The following is a 22,174-nucleotide window of genomic DNA, read 5'->3' as shown; positions in this document are numbered from 1 at the left end:
CGCTCAGAGGATGCAGCTTCCGGTGTCCACAGCGGCGGTCGCGCCGGACGCCGTCTCCAGCTGACGCGATACCTCGGCGGCGGTGAGAACGAAGCCGGTGTCACTGTTGTCTACCGCGGCGCCGAAGACCACCCCGAGCACCATGCCCTCACCGTCGACGAGCGGTCCACCCGAGTTGCCCTGCCGGATGGACCCGCGCACCGTGTACACCTCGCGCTGAACCGTTCCGGCCCGGTAGATGTCGGGACCGCTGAGGTCGAGTATCTCGCGTATCCGCGCGGCACTCGCCGTGTAGGACCCGCCGCCCGGGTATCCGAGAACCAGCGCACTGTCACCTGTTCGTCCCGGCTCCGGCGCGAAGTTCAGCACGGGAGCGTCGAGACCCGGTACCTCGAGAACGGCCACGTCAGTTGACGGGTCGAACAGCACCACCTCCGCGTCCAGAGGTCCGTCTGCGGTGTCCACGACGATTCCCGCCGTGCCCGCCACGACGTGCGCGTTGGTCATCACCCGTTCCGGCGCGACGACGAAGCCGGATCCCTCGAGCGCACGCTGACAACTGGGCGCCACACCCCGGATACGGAGCACGCTGGACTGCAGGGAGGACGCCACCGGACTCTCGAGAACACCGGCGTCGGGCGGATCGACCGTGGTGATCGGGGTGCGTCCGAACGGACCGATGACGTCCGGGAGGCCGGAGGTATCGAGTAGCGCGGAGAACTCGGTGGGGAGTTGGCGCATCCACGCCGGTGCAAGGTTGTCGACGGTCTCGAGCACGCTCGAGCCGCGCACCGCGGCTGCGAGTTGCGGTTGAGACGAGGACGTCAGCGGAATGGCCAACAGCCACGCCGCCACGAATACCGCGACCGCCTGCACACAGGCACCGATGACGCTGTCGACGGAGCGCGCCGCCGGACTGTGCATACTCCCGCGGGCGGCTCGGCCCAGGACCATGCCCGCCACTTCCCCGATGATCACCAGCACCACGATCAACGCAATGCCGACGAGCACCCGGCCGCGTCCCTCGTCGACGTGCACCAGCACGTGCGGGGCGATGAGGATGCCCGCGACCGCACCGAGCAGCACACCGACGAAGGCGAGTACCGACGCCACCGCACCCTGCCTCCAACCGGAGCTGGCCGCTATGAGCGCGATCAACACGATCGCCAGATCGATCCAGCGCGACCCCGTCATCGCTCACCCACCCGATGTCCGTGCTTGTGAGGCAGATGGTCGTCGTCGATGTCGTTCTCCATTTCGGCCAGGACGGTGTCGAGGTCCCGGATGTCCCGGCGGTCCCACTCCTGTTCCCAGCCCGAGATCGCGAACAACGCCGCCAGGATGCCCGCCGTGAATCCCCACACCAGCATGCCGTCGGCCGAAAATGCCGGACCCTGGTAACCGGCGGGGTGACGCACCTGGAACCGGTTCCGCGGGTCGATCAGGGTGTGCAGCGGAACCCGTGCCACCCGCGCCGCCTCCGCCGGATCGACGACTCCCACTGCGCTCGGCTTCTCCCAGTACGCAAGAACCGGGGTGACCTCGAAGCCGGACGGCGGGACGAAAATCTGTTCCAGAACGGCGAGCGGCTGCACCCCGGCCGGATCCAGCCCCGTCTCCTCCTGCGCCTCTCGCAGAGCTGTCGCGATGGGACCGTCGTCGCCGGGATCGCTGGCACCGCCCGGAAACGCGACTTGCCCACTGTGCTGACGCATGGTGGCCGCGCGCTGGGTGAGCAGAACGTCGGCGCCCGCGGGCAGTCCCCCGGACATCAGGGGGTCTGCCTCGGCAGGACCGCCGAACAACACGAGTACCGCAGCCTCGCGCGTGGCTGCCCCGCTGGGGGCACGCCGATTCAGGACCGGATTGATGCGATGCGGGTCGGCCGGTGTGCGCCGCACGACCTCACGCAACCAGGTCGGAACGGCTGCGCCGTCGACGGACGCGGTCATGCCGCAACCCCCAGGTTCTGCTCGACGGCGACGGCGATCTCCTCGACACTGCGGAACGGCTGCGGCAGGATTTTCGCCACGCTGCCGTCGGGCCGGATCAGCACGGACACAGGCAGGACCGCGGGCGCCCCCGCCGCAGCGGCGACCCGCCCGTCAGCGTCCTGCACACCGGGCAAGGTGACGGAGTAGTCGACGAGCCGCGACAATGCGCTGGCCTGCTGGGGATCGGTGTGCACGGTAAGGACGGTAACGGCGTCACCGGCCCGATCGGAAAACTGCTGCATGTAGGGCAGCTCCTCCGCGCAGGGACCACACCAGTACGCCCACAGGTTCAATAGCGCAGGCCGGCCGGCGAGAGCGGATGCGAGATCGACCCCGCTGCCGTCACCCATGCATTCGAGCGTGATGCCGGCCAATACCGAGTCGGCAGCGGGCGCCGAGGAGGGTGCGGGACAGGGCTCGAGCGCCGCATCCGAACGCAGCGCGGAGAGCGCGCCGGGATCGGCGCCGACGGACATCGGCGTACTTCCGCCCGGACCGAAACGGTCCTCGTACGACGGCGCCTGCGCATCGTTCCCGCGCGGCCAGATCGCGACGACGAGAGCTGCAACAACGACGAGGGCGGCCACACTCCACCGCGCTGCACTAGACACTCGTATCGATCCTCACCGGCCGGCCAGACGAAGCAGATGCTCGGTCTCCGGTCCGCGCACCAGCTCGGCAGCGACGTCGGGGTCGACCGGGCCCAGACCGTACGACGGACAGTCCTTGGCCAGTACACACACGCCACATGCCGGCTTGCGGGCATGGCAGACGCGCCGACCGTGGAAAATCACCCGGTGGGACAGCAGAGTCCATTCCTTGCGTTCGATGATTGCCCCGACCGCGTGCTCGACCTTGACGGGATCCTCCTCGTCGGTCCATTGCCAGCGCCGGACCAGCCGACCGAAGTGAGTGTCGACGGTGATGCCCGGGACATCGAAGGCGTTGCCCAGAATCACGTTGGCGGTCTTGCGGCCGATACCGGGAAGCTTCACCAGTTCCTTCAGGGTGTTCGGAACCTCTCCGTCGTGATGCTCGAGCAGAGCCTGCCCGAGCCCGATCAGCGACGTCGCCTTGTTGCGGTAGAAACCGGTGGACCGGATGTACTCCTCGAGTTCCGTGCGGTCGGCTTCCGCATACGCCTTCGCGTCCGGGTAGCGGGCGAACAACGCCGGCGTCGTCATGTTGACCCGCACATCGGTGCACTGCGCGGAGAGGATGGTCGCGACCGCGAGTTCCAGTGGAGTGGTGAAGTCGAGCTCGCAATAGACGTGCGGGAAAGCCTCCGCGAGGCGGCGGTTCATCCTCCGGGCGCGTCGCACGAGGCCGAGCCGGGATTCCTCCTGATTCGCGGCCCGGGAACGGGCGCGTCCACGCAGACTGGAGCCGTCACTGGGGGTCACATGCACGGGTCCAACTCTACGGACATGGCCGCAATCCGAATCGCCGCTGTGTCGCATCTGAGACATTCGCAGTGTTTACTACCCGGTATGCAAGGTCTCGCTGTGGTCCTCTTCCCAGTGCTGCTGATGCTGTTTGCGCTGGCCATGGAACGTGTGGAGTTCCGGCTCCGCCGGCTCACCGTTCGGCAGCAAGAGGTGGAAGAGTTTCTCGACCAGGCAAGTCACGACGAAGTGGCCACCCTGGCACATGAGGGATTCCCGCATGCCCTTGCCCGCTTCCACCGGCGGCGCAGAGGGCACTCGCGGTTCGACAGCGACGACGCTGCGGTGACGGAAGTCGGCTCACGTCGCGCCAGCTGACCACCGGAGGATGTGTTTCGGAGCACGTACGTACGGTTAACTTTTCCGACTTGCGTGGTATCGGTCACTCAGACCGAGCCGTCTCAACGTAGACTTCAGTGCCGTACCTGTTGCACAGCGACACGCCGCCGATGACCGGGGCGCCGTCGCCGTGCAGCAAATCGCGCACAATATGACTACAGACGAACGAATATTCCCAAGGAGCGCACGTGGACGACGTCCTGGCAAGAGCCGGCATCTTCCAAGGAGTCGAGCCCTCAGCAGTAGCGGCGCTGACAAAGCAGCTGCAGCCTGTCGACTTCCCCCGCGGACATGTCATCTTCAACGAAGGTGAGCCCGGTGACCGCCTGTACATCATCGTCTCGGGCAAGGTGAAGATCGGCCGCCGCTCACCGGACGGCCGCGAAAACCTGCTCACGATCATGGGGCCGTCGGACATGTTCGGCGAACTGTCCATCTTCGACCCCGGCCCGCGTACGTCCACCGCGACGACGGTGACCGAGGTTCGCGCCGTGAGCATGGATCGCGAAGCACTCAAGGCGTGGATCGACCATCGTCCCGAGATCGCCGAACAGCTCCTCCGGGTGCTCGCGCGCCGTCTGCGGCGCACCAACAACAACCTTGCCGACCTGATCTTCACGGATGTTCCCGGCCGTGTCGCCAAGGCCCTGCTGCAGCTCGCTCAGCGGTTCGGCACGCAGGAAGCCGGTTCGCTGCGCGTCACGCACGACCTCACGCAGGAGGAGATCGCCCAGCTCGTCGGCGCCTCCCGCGAGACGGTCAACAAGGCGCTCGCGGACTTCGCACACCGCGGCTGGCTGCGCCTCGAAGGCAAGAGCGTGCTGATCTCCGACTCCGAGCGTCTGGCGCGTCGCGCCCGGTAGCTTTCACGCTCGACAACGCTTCGGCCACCCCTGCGATCAGGGGTGGCCGAAGCGTTTCTCAGTTGGGTGCCCGCAAGTAGGCGAGCTGCACGTTGACCGACTTCTCGGCCGCCGGCCACAGCTGCGGATCGACGTCCGAGTACACGTGCTCGACCACCTCCCTGGCCGTGGCTTCCTCGCCCAGGTCCGCGATCGCTGCCTGAACCTGAGCGAGACGCTCCTCACGATGATCGAGGTACTGCCGGGCGACGGTGTGCAAGTCGGGCAACTCGGGTCCGTGCCCGGGCATGACGCGGTGACCGGGCCCGAGCTCGAGTAGACGTCGCAGCGAAGACAGATAGTCGCCGAGATCGCCGTCCGAGTCGTCGAGGACTGTGGTGCCGCGCCCGAGGATCGTGTCCCCAGTGAGGACCGTGCCTTCGCCTTCGACCGTGAAGGACACCGAGTCACGGGTATGACCCGGTGTCGCGACAACACTGATGGTGAGCCCGGCGACGTCGATGATCTCGCCGTCGACGAGCGGCTCCCCGCCTCCGCGGAGGAACTCGGGGTCGACCGAACGCACCGGGGCTCCGGTCAGTTCGAAGAAACGCTGCACCCCGCCGGTGTGATCGACGTGACGATGGGTGATCAACGTCACGGCGACGGGACCGAGGGCGGCGACCCGGGCGAGGTGCTCTTCGTCCTGATCGCCCGGATCCACCACCACGCACTCGTCCCGACCCGGTGCTCGCAGAATCCAGGTGTTGGTGCCGTCGAGCGTCATCATGCCGGGATTGTTCTCGAGCAGGACCGAGACGATCGGGGTGACCGCACGGACCTGCCCGTAGGCGGGATGAGCAAGCGTCATCGCTTTACGCTTCCGTCCGCACTTCGGCGATGACTTCCACCTCGACGGGTGCACCGAGGGGGAGTTCCGCGACACCGACAGCGGACCGGGCGTGCGCTCCGGCCTCACCGAAGATCTCACCGAAGAACTCGGATGCGCCGTTCACGACGCCGGGCTGACCGGTGAATCCCTCGGCGGACGCGACGAAGCCGACGACCTTGATGATGCGCACCACGGAGTCGATGCCCACCAGCGCGTCGATTGCCGCCAGCGCATTGAGCGCACAGGTGCGCGCTCCCGCTTTGGCGTCGTCGTCCGACACGTCGGCGCCGACCTTGCCCTTGGTGGTGAGCTTGCCGTCGACGATCGGCAGCTGTCCCGAGGTGTACACGTAGTTGCCGGTGCGCAGGGCCGGGACGTAGGCGGCGACCGGTGGCACGACGGGCGGCAGCGTCACACCCAGCTCGGTCAGGCGGGCCGACCAGTTCTGTGTTTCCGTCACGCTCTCAGCCCTTCGGACGCTTCAGGTATGCAACGTGCTGCACACCGGTGGGTCCGGGGAGAACTGTGACCAGTTCCCAGCCGTCGGTTCCCCACTGGTCGAGGATCTGCTTGGTGGCGTGTGTGAGCAGCGGAACGGTGGCGTACTCCCAGGAAGTCAATTCACTCATGCCGGTGAGCCTATCCCCCGCACATCCCGGCTCCCAGACTTATAGGCTCGACGCGTGGTTGCATCCCCAGAGCGGTTCACCCCGACATGGCCAGAGAAGGCGGCGCGCGCGCGGCTGCACTTCGTGTCCGGAAAAGGTGGCACCGGAAAGTCCACGGTCGCCGCCGCGTTGGCCCTCGCACTGGCGGAGGGCGGGCGTCGTGTGCTGTTGGTCGAAGTCGAGGGCAGGCAGGGCATCGCCCAGCTCTTCGACGTGCCTCCACTGCCGCCGCAGGAGACGAAGGTCGCGGCGGCCGAAGGAGGCGGCGAGGTGATGGCGCTGGCCATCGACATCGAGACCGCCTTCCTCGAGTATCTCGAAATGTTCTACAACCTCGGCTTCGCGGGCAGGGCGATGCGCAGATTCGGTGCCATCGAATTTGCCACCACCATCGCGCCCGGACTTCGCGACGTGCTGCTGACGGGCAAGATCAAGGAATGCGTCGTGCGCACCGACAAGTCCGGACGGCAGGTCTACGACGCCGTGGTCGTCGACGCTCCCCCGACGGGTCGCATCAGCAATTTCCTCGACGTCACCAAGGCTATGGCGGACCTAGCCAAGGGCGGCCCGGTTCGCTCGCAGAGCGAAGGCGTGGTGCGGCTGCTTCATTCGGACGACACCGTGGTGCATCTGGTCGCACTGCTCGAGGCACTGCCTGTGCAGGAGACGGCGGACGCGGCTGAAGAACTCGCCCGGGCCGATCTCCGCTTGGGAACCATCATCGTGAACCGGACGAGCCCGCAGTTCCTTCCGGACGAGACCCTGGCCGAGGTCGCGAAGGGACGCATCGACGCGGACGCCGTTCGTGCGGGGCTGGAGAAGAGCGGAATTACGGTGACCGACGAGGACTTTGCCGGACTGCTGACCGAGACCATCGAGCACGCCTCGGTACTCGAAGCCCAGCAGGAGAGTGCCGGACAGCTCAGCGAAGTGGACGGGGCGCGGCTGCACCTTCCCTCCCTCGCCGACGGTGTGGACCTGGGCGGGTTGTACGAACTCGCGGAAATTCTGACGGAACAGGGTGTCCGATGACCCAGACGATGGAACACGAGCGGCGTCGAACCGCTCCCGCCCTCGACATGGCCGGCATTCTGGAGAGCCCGGCCACCCGGATCGTGGTGTGCTGCGGAGCCGGTGGGGTCGGCAAGACGACGACGGCTGCGTCGCTGGCGCTGCGGGCGGCGGAACGCGGAAGGAAGGTGGTCGTGCTGACCATCGATCCGGCCCGCAGGCTCGCCCAGGCTCTCGGCGTCCAGGAACTCGACAACTCGCCGCAGCCGGTGCAGCTCGGACCCGGTGCCACCGGCGAACTCCACGCGATGATGCTCAACATGCGCCGCACGTTCGACGAGATGGTGATCGAGCATTCCACGCCGGAAAAGGCGCAGCAGATTCTCGCCAATCCCTTCTATCAGACCGTCGCCACCTCGTTCTCGGGAACGCAGGAGTACATGGCGATGGAGAAGCTGGGCCAGCTCGCGTCCAGCAAGGAATGGGATCTCGTGGTGGTCGACACCCCGCCGTCCCGCAACGCGCTGGACTTCCTCGACGCCCCACAGCGTCTCGGCACCTTCCTCGACGGTCGCATGATCCGGTTGCTGACCGCGCCCGGACGCGGTCTCACCCGGCTGGTGACCGGCGCGATGGGCCTGGCGCTACGCGGCGTGTCCACCATCGTCGGTAGTCAGATGCTGTCCGACGCATCGAGTTTCGTGCAATCACTCGACTCCATGTTCGGTGGTTTCCGCGAAAGGGCAACGCGTACTTACGAGTTGCTCCGACAGCCCGGCACCAGTTTTCTGGTGATCGCAGCGGCCGAGCCGGATGCCCTGCGGGAGGCGGCGTTCTTCGTGGACCGGCTCGCGAGCGACGGCATGCCGCTCGCGGGCCTGGTCTTGAATCGGACGCATCCCACCCTCAGTTCCCTGCCCGCCGATCACGCGGCCACAGCCGCCGATCAACTGGGGGAACAGGATCCCCTCACCTCCGCTGTCCTGCGGATTCATGCCCACCGAGCAGTGATAGCGAAGCGAGAGGTACAACTACTGAGCCGGTTCACGGCCGCCCACCCTCGGGTGCCGATCGTCGGCGTTCCCTCATTGCCGTTCGAGGTGTCGGATCTCGAGGCGCTGAGAGCGGTGGGTGATCAGCTCACCCGCAGGAGCTGATCAGCCCCGCCGGAGAAACGGCTCACCCACCTAGCGAAATTCTTCCGTCAGCCCACCCGAAGCGGGAGGTCAGACGGCGGACTGGTGCTGCCGCTGCGCTTCGAAGAAGTCGGACCACGACTCGACCTCGGGATGCTGCTTGAGCAACGCCCGACGCTGACGTTCCGTCATGCCGCCCCACACCCCGAACTCGACCCGATTGTCGAGAGCATCGGCTCCACACTGCATCAACACCGGGCAATGCCGGCAAATCGTCGCAGCCTTGCGCTGCGCTGCGCCACGTACAAAAAGTTGATCGGGATCGACTTCCCGGCAACGGGCCTGCGTAACCCAGGCGATTCGGGCTTCTGCTTGCTCGACGTCCAGACGGCTGGTTGGGGTGGTCATATGCATTCGTTTCCCCTTTTCGAGTCTGCGCAGCCCAGCACTTATCACGGAAGAGCTGCACCACATTCGCAATAGAGTGTTACCTCCATCACACTGTTCCAACAACTTAAGTAAAGAAACCGCAACGCGCAAGACGGGGAAGACGCTTTTTTGGTACGCCCGTCCATACCCCGTGCTCAGGGCAGTTTCTTCGTCGAAATCCGCGCCCAACCAGGGCACCCGCGGAGCCCACGTAGTCTGTAGATCGTGTCGATTGCAAAAACAGTGGGGAAGCTCGCCGGATCCTCCGCCCTGGCAGGTGTACTGCTCGCCGGCGTGATGTTTCCGCTCGCCGGCGGCTTCGGTTTCATGTCCAACCGAGCGGCTGACACCGTCGACAACGTCTCCGCCGAATTGGTCGAGGGCACCGTGCCGGCCGTCTCGACGATGGTCGACTCCGCGGGCAACCCCATCGCCTGGCTGTACGAGCAGCGACGGTTCGAAGTCCCGAGCGAGAAGATCTCCAACGAGATGAAACTCGCGATCGTCTCGGTCGAGGACCGCCGATTCCCCGAGCACAAGGGCGTCGACTGGCAGGGCACCATGCGCGCGTTCCTCACCAACACGACCAGTGGTGAGGTGCAGCAGGGCGCGTCCACGCTCGACCAGCAGTATGTGAAGAACTACCAGCTGCTCGTCGTCGCGAAGACCGACGCCGAACGCCGCGCGGCGATCGAGACCACTCCGGCGCGCAAGATCCGGGAGATCCGGATGGCGCTCACGCTCGACAAGGAGCTCACCAAGGACGAGATCCTCACCCGGTATCTCAACCTGGTCCCCTTCGGCAACGCCTCGTTCGGCATTCAGGACGCCGCGCAGACGTACTTCGGCATCGACGCGTCCGAACTGAACGCCGGCCAAGCCGCGATGCTCGCGGGCATGGTGCAGTCGAGCTCGGCGCTCAACCCGTACACCAATCCGGAGGGCGTGCTCGAGCGCCGCAACGTCGTCCTCGACACGATGATCGCCAACATCCCCGACCGCGCCTCGGAGTTCCGGGCCCTCAAGGAGACTCCGCTCGGGGTGCTGCCCGAGCCCAACCGGTTGCCGCGGGGGTGCATCGCCGCGGGTGATCGCGGCTTCTTCTGCGATTACGCCCTGCAGTATCTGGCCAATGCCGGAATCAGTCGCGAGCAGATCGACAAGGGCGGCTACCTGATCAAGACCACGCTCGACCCGGCCGTGCAGGCGTCGACCAAGGCAGCGCTCACCGCGAATGCCAGGCCGAATCTCGACGGCATCGCCAACGTGATGAACGTCGTCCAGCCCGGACAGGACTCGCATCGGATCCTGGCGATGGGCAGTAGCCGCACCTACGGACTCGACGCCAACGCCAGTGAGACCGTCCAGGCGCAGCCGTACTCACTGGCCGGTCACGGCGCCGGATCGATCTTCAAGATCTTCACGACGGCCGCCGCCATGGAGAAGGGCCTCGGCACGAGTGCCGTCCTGGACGTTCCCGGTCGATTCGAGGCCCGCGGCATGGGTAGCGGTGGCGCGCGAGGATGCCCTGCGGCCACCTACTGCGTCGAGAATGCGGGCCGGTATCCGGCGGCACTGTCGGTGACCGATGCGCTGGCGCAGTCGCCGAACACGGCGTTCGTGAAGTTGATCCAGGCCACCGGCGTTGCCCCGACCGTCGACATGGCGGTGCGTCTGGGACTGCGCTCCTACGCCCAGCCCGGCACTTCGGGCTTCGACGAGCGCAGCATGGCCGATTTCCAGAAGGATCAGAATCTCGGGTCGTTCACACTCGGGCCCACCTGGATCAACCCCCTCGAACTGTCGAATGTCGCCGCCACGCTGGCCTCGCACGGCAAGTGGTGCCCGCCCACCCCGATCGACTCGGTGTTCGACCGCGAAGGCAAGCCCGTTTCGGTGACCCAGCAGGCCTGTGAGCAAGTTGTCGAGCCAGGACTGGCCGATACCCTCACCAACGCGATGAGCAAGGACGACAAGCCCGGTGGCACCTCGGCGGCCGCGGCGGGCAGCGTCGGCTGGACGCTCCCCATGGCCGGCAAGACCGGCACCACCGAGTCGCACATGTCCTCGGGCTTCCTCGGGTTCACGAACAACCTCGCGGCAGCCGTATACGTGTTCGGTGACTCCCCCACACCGGGCGAGATCTGCTCGAGCCCGCTACGCCCCTGCGGTGACGGCAACCTCTTCGGTGGTAACGAACCGGCCCGCACGTGGTACGCGGCGATCAACCCGATCGTCAACAACTTCGGCCCGACGACCCTGCCGCCGATCGACCAGAAATATGTGCGGGGATCCCAGAACGGCCAGGTTCCGGATGTCGTCGGACTCAGCCAGTCGGCCGCCACCTCGCGGCTGCAGGCAGCAGGCTTCACCGTCAACGCAGTGACCACGCAGGCTCAGGCGGCCAAGGGAACGGTGACGGGCGCCTCGCCCTCCGGATCGGCCATCCCCGGTTCGACCATCACGATCTACGTCAGCGACGGATCGGTGCGGGCGGCGCCGCAGCAGGTACCCGGCCAGGGCATCCCCCTACCGCCCATCCAGTTGCCCGGTCTGCCGCCGATCCAGCTGCCGCCCATACCGCGCTGACCATCCGTGCGGGGGAAGTGCGCACACACACTTCCCACGCACGTCGATTCAGAGGCGGGACTTGACGGCGTGGGACAACCTCGAGCCATCGGCCTTGCCGCCGGCGAGTGCGGTGGCCGCCTTCATGACCTGACCCATCTGGCGCATGCCGGGGCGCTCCCCGATCTCCTCCGCCACCTGAGCGATGGCCGTGTCCACGACGTCCACGAGTTCCGCATCGTTGAGCGGGGTCGGCAGATATTCGTCGATGATCTGGGCTTCGGCGCGTTCTTGCGCCGCCAGTTCCCCGCGGCCGTTCTCGGTGTAGATCTCGGCGGACTCTCCGCGCTTCTTCGACTCCTTCGCAAGGACCTTCAGCACCTCGTCGTCGGTGAGTTCACGGGCTTCCTTGCCGGAGACCTCCTCGGTCTGCACGGCGGCCATGAGCATGCGAATAGTGGCGGTGCGCAGCGAGTCCTTCGCCTTCATGGCGGCCGTCATGTCGGAGCGCAGTCTTGCTTTCAGTGAATCTGGCATGGCCGAAACGCTACGCGCTCGCACGCACGGGAATGCCGCGTCCCACGCACGGGAATGCGGAGCATCAATTTGTACCCTGCACCTCGATCGCGCGCACCCGTATCCTGAAAGGGTGTCCAACGAGTTCCGCACCACCCTGACCCGTGCCGCGCTGGGTACAGCGGGCGCCGCCGCCCTCGGTGTCGGCTACGCCTCCCTCATCGAACGCAATGCGTTTGCGCTCCGTGAGGTCACGATGCCGGTGCTGGCGCCCGGGTCGTCCACGCTGCGGGTGCTGCACATCAGCGACCTGCACATGATGCCCGGACAGCGCCTGAAGCAGAACTGGCTGCGTGAGCTGGACAACCTCGAACCCGACCTGGTGGTGAACACCGGCGACAATCTGTCCCATCAGCGGGCCGTCCCCGCAGTGGTCCAGGCGCTGGGGAATCTGCTCGCGCGCCCGGGCCTGTTCGTGTTCGGCAGCAACGACTACTTCGCGCCCAAGCCGAAGAACCCGCTGAAGTACTTCAGCAGGGAGCACAAGCGCGTCCTGGGTGACCCCTTGCCGTGGGGTGATCTCCGCGCTGCCTTCACCGAGCGGGGCTGGTTCGACGTCACACATGTGCGCCGCGACCTCGAGGTGTCGGGGGTCCGGATCGCGTCGGCCGGGGTGGACGATCCCCACTTGCAACGCGACCGTTACGACACCATCGCCGGGCCGCCGAATCCGTTAGCGGATCTACGTCTGGGCCTCACCCACTCCCCCGAACCGCGGGTGCTCGACCGGTTCGCGGACGACGGGTACGACCTAGTGCTGGCGGGCCACACCCACGGCGGTCAGCTGTGCCTGCCGTTCTACGGGGCACTGGTCACCAATTGCCAGATCGACCGTTCTCGGGTCAAGGGTCCGTCGAAGTGGGGTGCCCACACCCGATTGCACGTGTCCGCTGGAATCGGCACGTCGCCGTGGGCTCCGGCACGCTTCTGCTGCCGCCCCGAGGCGACGCTGCTGACGTTGGTACCAGCCAAGCGTGGTGGCTCGGACAGCGGTGCGGGCGAAGGTCGGACGCAGCCGTCGGAAAGCTCGGTTATACGCCGCTGAACTGCGGATTTAATCGCGGCTGACTCTGTGCTGTAAGCTAGCCGAGGTTCGACACGGGGTGTGGCGCAGCTTGGTAGCGCGCTTCGTTCGGGACGAAGAGGTCGTGGGTTCAAATCCCGCCACCCCGACAGTGTGGGATTGATGTGAGACCCCTTCCGCTCAGGCGGAGGGGGTCTTTCTCTTTCCCCGCACCCGGGCCCAACGACTCCCGGACGCCCGCCGCCAGGTCGGTAGGCTAGCCTGCCCTCATGTCTACGAGGTCTCCCCTGAAGGCCGGGCTCGTCGCCCTGGCCACCGTCTTTCTCGCCGCCTGCGGCACCACCGACGCCGGGTCCAGTTCCGGCAACACCGACGTCGCGACGGGCGGACGGCTGTTCGCCACCGCCGACGAGGAGACCGCCAAACTGGGCAGTGATGCCGAACCCGGCGCTTTCCCGCGCACCGTCACGCACGCATTGGGCGAGACGGTCATCGAGAAGAAGCCGGAACGGGTCGTCGTCCTCGACGGCGGCGAACTCGACGACGTCCTGTCGCTGGGAATCACGCCCGTGGGATTGGCGAGTCCGGAGAGCGCGGCGGGTCAGCCGTCGTATCTTGCCGACAAGCTGGCGGGTGTGCCCGACGTGGGAACGACCAACAACCTGAACATCGAAGCGATCACCGCATTGCAGCCCGATCTGATCCTCGGCAGCAAGCTGCGGGCCGACAAGCTCTACCCGCAGCTCTCCTCGATTGCACCGACCGTGTTCAGCATCCGTCCCGGCTTCCCGTGGAAGGAGAACTTCCTCCTGGCCGCCGACGCGCTCGGTGAGGAAGCGAAGGCCGAAGAGGTGCTCAACGCATATCAGACCCGGGCCGGGGAGGTCCGGGACGCGATCACCGGCGAGCCCACGATTTCGTTGGTGCGCTTCATGTCCGGCAAGATCCGGCTGTACGGCAACCTGTCATTCATCGGCGTCATTCTCGAGGATGTGGGGCTGCCCCGCCCGCAGGTGCAGGACGTCGACGAACTCGCGGTCGAGGTCAGCCAGGAGACCATCTCGCAGGCCGATGGTGACCGAATCTTCTACTCCAGCTATGGCGCACCCGAGACGACCGACGAGTCCGCTGTGGTCGGTGGACCGCTGTGGAACCAGCTTCAGGCGGTCAAGGACGGCCACGCCGTGCACGTCAGCGACGAAACTTGGTTCCTGGCCCTCGGTCCCACCGGTGCCATGCTGGTACTCGACGACCTCGAGAAGATGCTCGCCGCCTGACGCGTCCTACTGGGTTACGGGCATAAACGCGTCGTAGATCGCCTCCGGTGCACCGTCGACTGCCCAGATCATCATCAGCCCGACGGCGATGGTGAGGGCGGGCCCGAGAACGAGTTTCTCGAAGGGCCCGCCCGCCCGGATGGAGAGGAAGGACGGCAGGCGGAACTCCCACCACCGCTCTCTGCCCAGCGGCAGGAACGGGGCGAGGAAGGGCACGCCTTCCTTGGTGATGGCATCGCCGAGGCAGTGGGTGGCGCAGCCGAGCGCCACCGCGACTCCGAGCCCGGTGGAACCGGCCTCCGTGGGATATGACTGCCAGGTGAGCGCCGACAGCACCGCGGCCACGGCCGAAACGGCGAGCCAGCCTTTTTCTTTGGCGAACTCACCGGCGAGGCCGCGGAGTGCCAGCCCCAGACAGAGAAACAGCGTGGCGATGATGGCCGGCTTGCCGAACTGCACTACGAGCGCCGACACGCCTGCTCCGAGCCCGGCGGCGAACAATGCTGTGTGCGTGAGCGTGCGGTGCCCGCCGCGGCGCTTACCGTCTCGTTTGCCCTTGGTCACCGTGTAGAAGCCGAGCGACACCGCGTCGACGCCCTTGGCAGCAATGCTGCTCACGGGGCCGAAGGACCGCGAAACGGTCGACTGGCTGGTATCGAGGTCGGGTAGCAACGCCGCGCCTGCGCATACGGCCGCGAACGTGAACGTCTCGGCCGTCGAGGTAGGCCCACCCCATTCCAGCGGGAGCAGATCTGCCGTCGCCAAACCGACGGCAGCACCGGACATTGCGTGGGTGGGACCCATCACCATGGAAGAACGCACCTTTCGAACCCGACCCGGGACACGGTCATCCGAGCCGGTGTCCTGACACCGCTCAACCTAGCAACACCATCCGACACTCCAGTCACACGCCGGACGTACTCCGGCACCGTCGGCGGCGACGAAGTACGTCCGGACCCGAAGTGCTCAGACGCCCTGCGCCTGCCACATCCAATGCAACTGCTCGAGCCGCGCGGTGATGGAGATCAGCAGGTCCTGCGTCACCGGGTCGGCCGTTTCGGTGGCCGCGATACGCTCACGGAGTCGGTCGATCAGGGCGGCGAGGTTACCGACGATCGACGCGGTGATCTCCGCATCCTTGGTCCACCCTTCGCCGATGCCCTTGGCCCCGGAATCCCGTGCGACCGTGGCTGCGCGGCCGTCGGGACTGACGCCGATCGCGGTCGCGCGTTCCGCCGCCTCGTCGGTGAAGTCGCGGGCCGCGCTCACGAGCTCGTCGAGCGCGAGATGCACCGATCGGAAGTTCTGGCCGATCACATTCCAGTGCGCCTGTTTGGCGATGAGGGTGAGGTCGATCAGATCCACGACGGTGGCCTGTAGTGCGTCGCCGGCGGTCTTCTGCTGAGCGGGATCCAACGTGCTGGTAATGGGATTAGTCATGATGTATTTCCTCAGTGGTCGTGTTTCGTTGCGGGCGCATCGACACCGACGCCGGTGGTGCGCCTCAGGCCTTGTTCTGTCCTTCGCGGACACCGATTTCCACGCGCTTGCCGAGGTCGGCGTCGACATTCTTCCAGTACTCGAAGACGCGCAGCAGAACCGGCTCGCTGACGCCATCGAGCGCGTGCCCGACGATGTTGTTCACCAAGCGCTCGCGTTCGTCGTCGCTGAGAACCTCACGTACGAGCGTGCCGGCCTGGGTGAAGTCGCCGTCCTCGGAGTGCTGGATGTAGCCGGCGCGCACCGACTCTCCGTCGAAGGCCCACAGGCCCTCGTCCCCGGCGAGGGACGCGTCCGCGTGGGGACCGCCGTACGAGTTGGGCGCGTACACCGGCGTTTCCGGCGAGTTGGTCGCGTACCGCATCGCCCCGTCCTGCGAGTAGGAGTTGACCTGGTTCTTCGGTGCGTTGACCGGCAATTGGGCGTAGTTCGCGCCGATCCGGTACCTGTGTGCGTCGGCGTAGGAGAAGACACGCCCGAGCAGCATCTTGTCGGGCGAGAAGCCGATCCCCGGAACCACATTCGACGGCTCGAACGAGGCCTGCTCGATCTGCGCGAAGAAGTTGTCGGGGTTGCGGTTCAGAGTCCACTTGCCGACCTCGATCAGCGGGTAGTCCTTCTGGGACCACACCTTGGTGAGATCGAACGGGTTGAATCGGTAACCCTCCGCCTCGGCGACCGGCATGACCTGCACTTTCAGCGTCCAGCTGGGGAACTCGCCGCGGGTGATCGAGTCGTACAGGTCGGCGCGGTGGTGGTCGGGCGACGTGCCGGCCAGCTCGTCGGCCTCCGCTTGGGTGAGGAATTCGATGCCCTGGTCGGTCTTGAAGTGGTACTTCACCCAGAACCGCTCACCCTCGGCGTTCACCCACTGATAGGTGTGGGAGCCGAATCCGTCCATGTGACGCCACGTCTTCGGAATCCCGCGATCACCCATCAGCCAGGTGACCTGGTGTGCCGACTCGGGCCGCAGGGTCCAGAAGTCCCACTGCATGTTGTGGTCGCGCAGGCCGGAACCCGGCAGGCGCTTCTGCGAGTGGATGAAGTCGGGGAACTTGATGGGGTCCTTGATGAAGAAGACCGGCGTGTTGTTGCCGACGAGATCGTAGTTGCCGTCCTCGGTGTAGAACTTCACCGCGAATCCGCGGGGGTCACGCCACGTGTCGGGACTGCCCTGCTCGCCCGCCACCGTGGAGAAGCGCACGAGCGACTCGGTCTTCGCTCCCGGCTGGAAGAGCTTGGCCTTTGCGTACCGACTCACGTCGTGCGTGACGACCAGCTCACCGAAGGCACCGCCGCCCTTGGCATGGACCACCCGCTCCGGGACACGCTCGCGGTTGAACTGGGCGAGCTTTTCGACGAGGTAGTGGTCGTGCAGAAGGATGGGGCCCTGCGGTCCCGCGGTGAGCGATTCGTTGTCGCTGACGACAGGAATTCCGGCGTTGGTGGTGGTAGCGCGCTGTGTTTCAGGCATGGCAAAGCCTCCAGAGTGCTTCATTGTGAGGGTGGTAGATGAAGACGGGTCAGGACTGGGATGCCGTCGGCCCGGGCCGGCACTGTTCGCACAGACCCCAGAAGACGACTTCGGCCTCGTCGATCTGGAAACCGTGCGACTGCGACGGCTCAAGGCACGGCGCCTCACCGACGGCGCAATCGACGTCTGCAACGGTGCCGCACGATCGACACACGAGGTGGTGGTGATTGTCTCCGGTTCGTGTCTCGAACCGTGCGGGTGACCCCGCGGGTTCGATACGGCGAAGGAGACCGGCGGCCGTACACGCTTTCAGCACGTCGTACACGGCTTGCGTGGACACCGAACCCAGCTGGTCGCGCACCACGGCAGCGATGTCGTCGACGTCGGAATGCGGCTGCGCGGCAACCGCATTCAACACCGCCACCCGGGGTGCAGTGACACGGAGGCCCACGTCACGCAATTGCGCTCGGGGATCGTGGTCGTGTCGCATGTGTTCCAGTATGGCCCTTTTTTGGAATTAGTCAAGAAAAGCGATTGCTCAGCGCAGCTCTGCAGGCCCGGTGGTCATACGGCCATCTGTGATCACGACACCATGATGAGTTCCGGCCACCAGCCAGTCGGCCAGAGTGGGACCCTCTGCCCGAACGCTCACACGGGCATACCGGAAGTGCCCGCGCAGCCGGGCCGACGCCGCCACCAGGCGTCCGCCCGACTCTGCGGGCTGGGCGAACCCCAAGGCGCCCGCGATCGGCAGCCGCGGACCGCGCGGGTGCGCCGTGGTCGACACACGCCACTGGCCTTCCGATGACGACGCGGACGGCCCGGCTGACGCCTCGAACAAACCGTGGACGTCGCCGTCGAACGCGGCGAGGACCTTGGGCAGGCTCCAGTGCACGCGTCCGCCGTGGACGGACGGTTCCGAGTCGACCGCGATGAACGGCACGGCCATGCGCGGCAAGGGACCGCTGCGACGCCCGGGCGCCCGCAGCACCGGGCTGGCCAGGATCTCGCGATACGGCCCGACGGGCGAGTCGAGGTAGTCGACCATCATGGCGAGGGTCACCGGCAGCACCGCACCCTCGGGTCCGAGTTCACGGGCGGCGGCGGTCGCGCGATGCCACCACAGCGTTGCACGCACCCCGGCAGGCCACGGCGGCGGCGCACTCTCGGGCCATTCGGTGCGGTCGGTGGTCGATTCAGGCACGCTCCACATCGACGGCCTCCTTTCGGGTCGTCACAGTGAGGGGAAGTCGTAGGGCTCCCGGCGCGTCGGCCGGTACCACCGGGAAGCGCGGCGGCGTCGGGTCGATACGTACGTATGGCTCGCCCGGATCAGGTCTGGGGTCCAGCTCTCCCTTGTTCGGCCACAACGCGAATGCCCGCTCCGCTTGCGCCGTGATGGTGAGCGACGGATTGACGCCCAGGTTCGCGCTGACCACGGATCCGTCCGCCACGTGGAGTCCGGCGTGCCCGTAGGCCCGCAGGTACGGGTCGACAACTCCGGTGTCGGGCGAGTCGCCGATCGCGCAGCCACCCAGGAAATGGGCGGTCATCGGGATGTTCACCACGTCGCCCAGCGAGCCACCGGGGTCACCGTCGATCTTGTCGGCGACCTTGCGGATGGCCGTATGCCCCTGAGGTATCCACTCCGGCGGCGGAGCGCCGGGACCGGGCCGACTGGTGACCGCACGCCCGAAGCGTCCCCGCCCCTTGGTGAGTTCCAACGAATTGTCGTCGGTCTGCATCACCAGCGCAATGACCGTCCGCTCGGACCAGTGCCGCACCGACAGACTGCGCAGGAATGCGTCGGGTCGGCGGAGTGCGACACCGACGGTCTTCAGAAGTCGAGGTGTCCGGCCGCCGCCATCACTGAGGACCGTCTGCAGCAGCCCGATCGCATTGCTGCCCTTGCCGTATCGGACAGGTTCGATGTGGGTGTGGTCGTCGGGATGGAACGAGGACGTGATGGCGATGCCGCGCGTGAAGTCCGTGCTCCGGTTCTTCGCGGTGGCCGCGAGTACGGCCTCCGAATTGGTCCGGACGACCGTTCCGAGCCGCGGCGACAACCGCGCCAAGGTTCCGGCCTCCTTCATCGCGAGTAGCAGCCGGGCGGTTCCGTACGTGCCGGCAGCCACGACCACCTGGTCTGCGGTGAAGGTGCTCTCCCGCTTACGGATACCGTTCGTTCGACGAGTTCGCACCTCGTATCCGCCGCCCTGACGTGGACGTAGTTCCTTCACCGTGGTGAGCGGATGGATCTGCGCACCGGCCTGTTCCGCCAGGTACAGGTAGTTTTTGACCAGCGTGTTCTTGGCGCCCACGCGGCACCCGGTCATGCAGCCACCGCACTCGGTGCAGCCGGCCCGATCAGGCCCCTTGCCACCGAAGTACGGGTCCGCGACCGCGACTCCGGGCTCGCCGAAGAAGACACCGACCGGCGTGGATGTGAACGTCTCACCGACCCCCATCTCTTCCGCCACCTCGCGCATGATCGCGTCGGCCGGGGTGAACAGCGGGTTGGTCCGCACGCCCAGCATCCTCTTGGCCTGCTCGTAATACGGCGCCAACTCCGACTGCCAGTCGGTGATGTGCGCCCACTGCTTGTCCTCGAAGAAGCGCCGGGGCGGCTGATACAAGGTGTTGGCGTAATTGAGCGATCCACCGCCGACACCGGCACCCGCCATCACGAGCACATCGGGAAGTAGATGGATACGTTGCATGCCATAGCAACCCATCCACGGAGCCCACAGATAGCGTCGCAATCTCCAGCTGGTCTCGGGCATTTCGTCGTCGGCGAAACGCCGTCCCGCCTCCAGCACTCCGACCTTGTAGCCCTTCTCGGTGAGCCGCAGCGCAGCCACACTGCCGCCGAAACCTGAGCCGACCACCACCACGTCGTAGTGGGTCACGCGACGGCCTCCTTCTCCGACTTCCGGCGCGCCACGTAATTCTCCCTGTCGAAGCGCTGAAGTTGCGAGCGGAATCTGAAGGTGAACGTCGGCCACTGCACCGAGTTACGGCCCTCCGCATCGTAGTACCAGCTCGAACAACCACCCTTGTTCCAGACGGTGCTCTGCAAGCCCGATTGAATCCGCGTGTTGTACCGTCGCTGCGCCTCCTCTGCGACCTCGAATGCCGCGATGTCGTTGTTGCGCATGGCATCGAGCGCATCGGTGATGTACGCAGACTGCGATTCGAGCATGTAGACGATGGAGCTGTGCCCAAGGTTGGTGTTGGGTCCGTACATCAGGAAGAGGTTGGGGAATCCGGCGACCGTGGTCCCCTTGTAGGCGTGCGGACTGCCCTTCCAGTGCTCGGCCAGCGTGTGCCCGTCGGTGCCCCGGAGCGCATGCGCGACAGGAGGTTCCGTAGGAGTGAAACCGGTGGCGAAGATGATGGTGTCGACCTTGCGTTCGTTGCCGACCGCGTCGACCACACCATCCTCGGTGATACCCGCCAGGCCTGCGTCGACGAGCGTGACGTCCGGCCGGTCGAGCGTCCGCAACCAGTCGTTCGACAACAGCATCCGCTTGCAGCCGATAGTGAAATCGGGGGTGAGCTTCCGTCGCAGTTCCGGGTCGCGCACCTGCCGACGCAGATGTGCCTTGGCCACCATTTCGAACAACGGCAGCAGTCCGGTGGCATGGGCCAGGACTCCGCCGAGCGCTTCCCGGAAACTGTAGACAGAACCACGGACAGCCTTCTGCACCAGAGGCATTCGCCGATACAGACGCTTTTCGGGATCGGAGAGCACTCGGTCGAGCCGCGGGATGACCCACGCCGGCGTGCGCTGAAAGACCGTCACATGCTTCGCGCGGGGCGCGATTTCCGGAACGAACTGCACCGCCGAGGCACCCGTGCCGATGACGGCCACCCGCTCACCGGTGAGGTCGTGATCGTGATTCCACGTCGCGGAGTGAAAGGTGGTGCCGCCGAACGTGTCGAGTCCCGGCATATCCGGGATGCTCGGGGTCGACAGGGCACCGGTGGCCGCCACCACCACATCGGCGGTCAACGAACCACGGCTCGTGCGCACATGCCACACCGCCTTGTCGTCGTCCCAGTCTGCCTGCTCCAAGGCGCAGTCGGTCACGACCCGGGACAGGATGCCGGTGTCGGCCGCGACCTTCTTCAGGTACCGGTAGATCTCCGGTTGCCGGGCGAAGGTGTGACTCCAGTCGGCGCTGGGCGCGAAGGAGAACGAGTACAGCGACGTCGGGACATCGCACGCACACCCCGGGTAGGTGTTGTCGCGCCAGGTCCCACCGACATCGTGGCCGCGCTCGATGATCAGGACGTCGGCCTCCGGACGGGACCGCAGGATCCGCGCCGCGAGACCCATTCCTGCGAAACCGGCTCCCACGACCAGCGTGTGTACATGTTGCGGAAGACTCACGACTTCTTCACCTTCGATTCCCACGCCGGCAGCAGCCGCGCGCGTAGTGAGCGATCAGCCTCGGGTGTCCGGAACAATGCCGACACCGCGAGACCGCGAACCAATTCGATACCGAGCTCGATGGTGTCGGCGTCGTACCGATCGCCGAACACCTCCGCAGACCCGTGTCGCAGGGCCTCGGTGACCTTCCGCTCCAGCGGAACCATCGCCTCGAACAACGCGGAGTCGGTGCGGGCGGCCACCCACAACTCGAGTGCCGCATAGAACAACGGGCCGGAGAAGGCGTCGGCCAGCACGTCGATGCCACGGTCGGTGTCCACCTCGGCGGCGAGAATCTCCGCCATCCGCTTGTCGACGAGGTACTCCACTGCCGCCACCACCAGCGACTCCTTGGTTGGGAAATGGTGTAGCTGGGCTCCCCGCGACACACCCGCCCGGCGGGCGATGCCCTGGGTGGTGGTGCCCGCGTAGCCGAGCTCGACCAGCGAGTCGACCGCGGCCTCGAGCAATCGTGTGCGCATCGCGGCGGTGCGCTCGGCCTGGGTGCGGGTCGGTTTGGCGACTGCTATGTCGGAGGTCACATCTGCACTGGTCACATCTGCA

Annotated in this window: 24 protein-coding genes and 1 tRNA gene; 8 read left to right on the top strand and 17 right to left on the bottom strand. The window is 66.3% G+C overall.

Annotated elements, in window-relative coordinates; genetic code table 11:
• Window positions 1–3 precede the first annotated feature (3 nt).
• Genes GFS60_RS03330 through nth form a run of 4 tightly spaced genes read right to left on the bottom strand, consistent with a single transcriptional unit; the run spans window position 4 to window position 3,403 of the window.
• Window positions 4–1,194 (bottom strand): MarP family serine protease, encoded by a 1,191-nt coding sequence (locus GFS60_RS03330; RefSeq protein ID WP_159918975.1) that lies wholly within the window; start codon window positions 1,192–1,194, stop codon window positions 4–6.
• On the bottom strand, window positions 1,191–1,952 hold the full coding sequence (locus GFS60_RS03325; RefSeq protein ID WP_159918974.1) for an NUDIX hydrolase: 762 nt from the start codon (window positions 1,950–1,952) through the stop codon (window positions 1,191–1,193). The genes GFS60_RS03330 and GFS60_RS03325 overlap by 4 nt, the downstream gene beginning before the upstream one ends.
• On the bottom strand, window positions 1,949–2,605 hold the full coding sequence (locus GFS60_RS03320; RefSeq protein WP_159918973.1) for a TlpA family protein disulfide reductase: 657 nt from the start codon (window positions 2,603–2,605) through the stop codon (window positions 1,949–1,951). The genes GFS60_RS03325 and GFS60_RS03320 overlap by 4 nt, the downstream gene beginning before the upstream one ends.
• A 12-nt stretch (window positions 2,606–2,617) precedes the next feature.
• A complete protein-coding gene (gene nth, locus GFS60_RS03315) occupies window positions 2,618–3,403 on the bottom strand; it encodes an endonuclease III (RefSeq protein WP_159918972.1) in 786 nt (261 codons plus the stop codon).
• Between the two features lie 81 nt (window positions 3,404–3,484).
• Between nth and GFS60_RS03310 the strand changes: the two genes are divergently transcribed.
• The gene (locus tag GFS60_RS03310; RefSeq protein WP_109334827.1) at window positions 3,485–3,757 is read left to right on the top strand and encodes a hypothetical protein; all 273 of its coding nucleotides are present in this window, start codon (window positions 3,485–3,487) and stop codon (window positions 3,755–3,757) included.
• Between the two features lie 209 nt (window positions 3,758–3,966).
• Window positions 3,967–4,641 carry a Crp/Fnr family transcriptional regulator gene (locus GFS60_RS03305; RefSeq protein ID WP_005256089.1) on the top strand — a complete coding sequence of 225 codons (675 nt, stop codon included), beginning with the start codon at window positions 3,967–3,969 and terminating at the stop codon, window positions 4,639–4,641.
• 58 nt (window positions 4,642–4,699) lie between these two features.
• On the opposite strand, the gene GFS60_RS03300 is transcribed toward GFS60_RS03305, so the two are convergent.
• The 3 genes from GFS60_RS03300 to GFS60_RS03290 are packed head-to-tail and all read right to left on the bottom strand — an operon-like array spanning window position 4,700 to window position 6,141.
• A complete protein-coding gene (locus tag GFS60_RS03300; RefSeq protein WP_159918971.1) occupies window positions 4,700–5,491 on the bottom strand; it encodes an MBL fold metallo-hydrolase in 792 nt (263 codons plus the stop codon).
• Window positions 5,492–5,495: 4 nt separating this feature from the next.
• The gene (locus GFS60_RS03295; protein ID WP_159918970.1) at window positions 5,496–5,972 is read right to left on the bottom strand and encodes a RidA family protein; all 477 of its coding nucleotides are present in this window, start codon (window positions 5,970–5,972) and stop codon (window positions 5,496–5,498) included.
• A 4-nt stretch (window positions 5,973–5,976) separates the two neighbouring features.
• Window positions 5,977–6,141, bottom strand: a complete 165-nt coding sequence (locus tag GFS60_RS03290; RefSeq protein WP_159918969.1) for a DUF4177 domain-containing protein — start codon at window positions 6,139–6,141, stop codon at window positions 5,977–5,979.
• A 54-nt stretch (window positions 6,142–6,195) separates the two neighbouring features.
• Here GFS60_RS03290 and GFS60_RS03285 point away from each other — a divergent pair, with 54 nt between their 5' ends.
• Window positions 6,196–7,212, top strand: coding sequence for an ArsA-related P-loop ATPase (locus tag GFS60_RS03285; protein ID WP_159918968.1), 1,017 nt, complete (start codon window positions 6,196–6,198; stop codon window positions 7,210–7,212).
• Window positions 7,209–8,348, top strand: a complete 1,140-nt coding sequence (locus tag GFS60_RS03280; RefSeq protein ID WP_159918967.1) for an ArsA family ATPase — start codon at window positions 7,209–7,211, stop codon at window positions 8,346–8,348. The genes GFS60_RS03285 and GFS60_RS03280 overlap by 4 nt, the downstream gene beginning before the upstream one ends.
• A gap of 69 nt (window positions 8,349–8,417) precedes the next feature.
• Here GFS60_RS03280 and GFS60_RS03275 read toward each other — a convergent pair whose 3' ends face one another.
• A complete protein-coding gene (locus GFS60_RS03275) occupies window positions 8,418–8,741 on the bottom strand; it encodes a WhiB family transcriptional regulator (protein WP_005248496.1) in 324 nt (107 codons plus the stop codon).
• Window positions 8,742–8,999: 258 nt separating this feature from the next.
• Here GFS60_RS03275 and GFS60_RS03270 point away from each other — a divergent pair, with 258 nt between their 5' ends.
• Window positions 9,000–11,345: a penicillin-binding protein gene (locus GFS60_RS03270; RefSeq protein WP_159926837.1), complete on the top strand. Its 2,346-nt coding sequence runs from the start codon at window positions 9,000–9,002 to the stop codon at window positions 11,343–11,345.
• A 48-nt stretch (window positions 11,346–11,393) separates the two neighbouring features.
• Here the strand turns inward: GFS60_RS03270 and GFS60_RS03265 are convergent, their stop codons facing one another.
• A complete protein-coding gene (locus tag GFS60_RS03265; RefSeq protein WP_159918966.1) occupies window positions 11,394–11,861 on the bottom strand; it encodes a GatB/YqeY domain-containing protein in 468 nt (155 codons plus the stop codon).
• Between the two features lie 112 nt (window positions 11,862–11,973).
• Between GFS60_RS03265 and GFS60_RS03260 the strand changes: the two genes are divergently transcribed.
• From GFS60_RS03260 to GFS60_RS03250, 3 genes are all read left to right on the top strand, one after another.
• Window positions 11,974–12,945: a metallophosphoesterase gene (locus GFS60_RS03260; protein ID WP_159918965.1), complete on the top strand. Its 972-nt coding sequence runs from the start codon at window positions 11,974–11,976 to the stop codon at window positions 12,943–12,945.
• 54 nt (window positions 12,946–12,999) lie between these two features.
• A tRNA-Pro gene (locus GFS60_RS03255) sits at window positions 13,000–13,073 on the top strand.
• Window positions 13,074–13,193: 120 nt separating this feature from the next.
• On the top strand, window positions 13,194–14,201 hold the full coding sequence (locus tag GFS60_RS03250) for an ABC transporter substrate-binding protein (RefSeq protein WP_159918964.1): 1,008 nt from the start codon (window positions 13,194–13,196) through the stop codon (window positions 14,199–14,201).
• A gap of 6 nt (window positions 14,202–14,207) precedes the next feature.
• Here GFS60_RS03250 and GFS60_RS03245 read toward each other — a convergent pair whose 3' ends face one another.
• The 8 genes from GFS60_RS03245 to GFS60_RS03210 all read right to left on the bottom strand — a co-directional run bounded on the left by GFS60_RS03245 (window position 14,208) and on the right by GFS60_RS03210 (window position 22,092).
• Complete coding sequence (locus tag GFS60_RS03245; protein WP_109326338.1) at window positions 14,208–15,011, bottom strand: metal-dependent hydrolase; 804 nt, start codon at window positions 15,009–15,011, stop codon at window positions 14,208–14,210.
• Window positions 15,012–15,167: 156 nt separating this feature from the next.
• Window positions 15,168–15,641, bottom strand: a complete 474-nt coding sequence (locus tag GFS60_RS03240; protein ID WP_159918963.1) for a Dps family protein — start codon at window positions 15,639–15,641, stop codon at window positions 15,168–15,170.
• 64 nt (window positions 15,642–15,705) lie between these two features.
• Entirely contained in the window at window positions 15,706–17,175 is a 1,470-nt protein-coding gene (locus GFS60_RS03235; protein WP_159918962.1) for a catalase, read from the bottom strand.
• Window positions 17,176–17,224: 49 nt separating this feature from the next.
• Window positions 17,225–17,665 carry a Fur family transcriptional regulator gene (locus tag GFS60_RS03230; protein ID WP_159918961.1) on the bottom strand — a complete coding sequence of 147 codons (441 nt, stop codon included), beginning with the start codon at window positions 17,663–17,665 and terminating at the stop codon, window positions 17,225–17,227.
• A gap of 48 nt (window positions 17,666–17,713) precedes the next feature.
• A complete protein-coding gene (locus GFS60_RS03225; protein WP_159918960.1) occupies window positions 17,714–18,388 on the bottom strand; it encodes a hypothetical protein in 675 nt (224 codons plus the stop codon).
• Window positions 18,372–20,084, bottom strand: coding sequence for a GMC family oxidoreductase (locus tag GFS60_RS03220; RefSeq protein ID WP_159918959.1), 1,713 nt, complete (start codon window positions 20,082–20,084; stop codon window positions 18,372–18,374). The genes GFS60_RS03225 and GFS60_RS03220 overlap by 17 nt, the downstream gene beginning before the upstream one ends.
• Entirely contained in the window at window positions 20,081–21,571 is a 1,491-nt protein-coding gene (locus GFS60_RS03215) for a flavin-containing monooxygenase (protein ID WP_159918958.1), read from the bottom strand. The genes GFS60_RS03220 and GFS60_RS03215 overlap by 4 nt, the downstream gene beginning before the upstream one ends.
• Window positions 21,568–22,092: a TetR/AcrR family transcriptional regulator gene (locus GFS60_RS03210; protein ID WP_159926835.1), complete on the bottom strand. Its 525-nt coding sequence runs from the start codon at window positions 22,090–22,092 to the stop codon at window positions 21,568–21,570. The genes GFS60_RS03215 and GFS60_RS03210 overlap by 4 nt, the downstream gene beginning before the upstream one ends.
• Window positions 22,093–22,174 lie beyond the last annotated feature (82 nt).

This window comes from Rhodococcus sp. WAY2 (genome assembly GCF_009859915.1).
In the GTDB taxonomy this organism is placed as follows: Bacteria; Actinomycetota; Actinomycetes; order Mycobacteriales; family Mycobacteriaceae; genus Rhodococcus_F; species Rhodococcus_F oxybenzonivorans.
Note: the sequence above shows the minus strand (reverse complement) of the source record. Positions and strands in the feature narration are given on the sequence as shown.

What these genes read in the sequence shown, in the direction of transcription:
- GFS60_RS03225 (WP_159918960.1), bottom strand. Translation starts at nt 18,388, where the DNA reads ATGTGGAGCGTGCCTGAATCGACCACCGACCGCACCGAATGGCCCGAG.
- GFS60_RS03280 (WP_159918967.1), top strand. Translation starts at nt 7,209, where the DNA reads ATGACCCAGACGATGGAACACGAGCGGCGTCGAACCGCTCCCGCCCTC.
- GFS60_RS03310 (WP_109334827.1), top strand. Translation starts at nt 3,485, where the DNA reads ATGCAAGGTCTCGCTGTGGTCCTCTTCCCAGTGCTGCTGATGCTGTTT.
- GFS60_RS03265 (WP_159918966.1), bottom strand. Translation starts at nt 11,861, where the DNA reads ATGCCAGATTCACTGAAAGCAAGACTGCGCTCCGACATGACGGCCGCC.
- GFS60_RS03325 (WP_159918974.1), bottom strand. Translation starts at nt 1,952, where the DNA reads ATGACCGCGTCCGTCGACGGCGCAGCCGTTCCGACCTGGTTGCGTGAG.
- GFS60_RS03250 (WP_159918964.1), top strand. Translation starts at nt 13,194, where the DNA reads ATGTCTACGAGGTCTCCCCTGAAGGCCGGGCTCGTCGCCCTGGCCACC.
- GFS60_RS03300 (WP_159918971.1), bottom strand. Translation starts at nt 5,491, where the DNA reads ATGACGCTTGCTCATCCCGCCTACGGGCAGGTCCGTGCGGTCACCCCG.
- GFS60_RS03210 (WP_159926835.1), bottom strand. Translation starts at nt 22,092, where the DNA reads ATGCGCACACGATTGCTCGAGGCCGCGGTCGACTCGCTGGTCGAGCTC.
- GFS60_RS03275 (WP_005248496.1), bottom strand. Translation starts at nt 8,741, where the DNA reads ATGCATATGACCACCCCAACCAGCCGTCTGGACGTCGAGCAAGCAGAA.
- GFS60_RS03230 (WP_159918961.1), bottom strand. Translation starts at nt 17,665, where the DNA reads ATGCGACACGACCACGATCCCCGAGCGCAATTGCGTGACGTGGGCCTC.
- GFS60_RS03245 (WP_109326338.1), bottom strand. Translation starts at nt 15,011, where the DNA reads ATGGTGATGGGTCCCACCCACGCAATGTCCGGTGCTGCCGTCGGTTTG.
- GFS60_RS03330 (WP_159918975.1), bottom strand. Translation starts at nt 1,194, where the DNA reads ATGACGGGGTCGCGCTGGATCGATCTGGCGATCGTGTTGATCGCGCTC.
- GFS60_RS03240 (WP_159918963.1), bottom strand. Translation starts at nt 15,641, where the DNA reads ATGACTAATCCCATTACCAGCACGTTGGATCCCGCTCAGCAGAAGACC.
- GFS60_RS03235 (WP_159918962.1), bottom strand. Translation starts at nt 17,175, where the DNA reads ATGCCTGAAACACAGCGCGCTACCACCACCAACGCCGGAATTCCTGTC.
- GFS60_RS03290 (WP_159918969.1), bottom strand. Translation starts at nt 6,141, where the DNA reads ATGAGTGAATTGACTTCCTGGGAGTACGCCACCGTTCCGCTGCTCACA.